General features: G+C 42.0%; 1 pseudogene. It reads right to left on the bottom strand.

The annotated features are described in order from the left end of the window. A pseudogene (locus E3E23_RS09920) lies at positions 1 to 367 on the bottom strand (30S ribosomal protein S4); the annotation flags it as partial. Positions 368 to 381 lie beyond the last annotated feature (14 nt).

The following is a 381-nucleotide window of genomic DNA, read 5'->3' as shown; positions in this document are numbered from 1 at the left end:
TCTTCCGATCTCTCTTTGAGTACTAAGTAACTTGGTGATCTGATTACTTGGCCATTTACCTCAATATGGCCGTGAACAATTAGCTGTCTTGCTTGTTTGATTGTCCTTGCAAGACCTTTTTTGAATACCAATGTTTGAAGCCTCCTCTCGAGAATATCATCTATTGTAAGTGAAAGAACATCATCAAGGTGTGCTTCTTCTGGGAGCATACCAAGTCTCACGAGCCTCTGAAGAAGCTGAGCCCTCTCAATCTCTGCCTGTTTCCCTCTCGCAGCCAGTAGCCGCCTAGCTCTTCTTCTAAAGTTCTTAAGTTGAGTTTCGTGCTTCCATAGCTCCTTTTATTTTTAAGAGCATATTTTTGAACCAATACAGATCGGAAGA

It is taken from the genome of Thermococcus sp. CX2 (genome assembly GCF_012027555.1).
Classification (GTDB): domain Archaea; phylum Methanobacteriota_B; class Thermococci; order Thermococcales; family Thermococcaceae; genus Thermococcus.
Note: the sequence above shows the minus strand (reverse complement) of the source record. Positions and strands in the feature narration are given on the sequence as shown.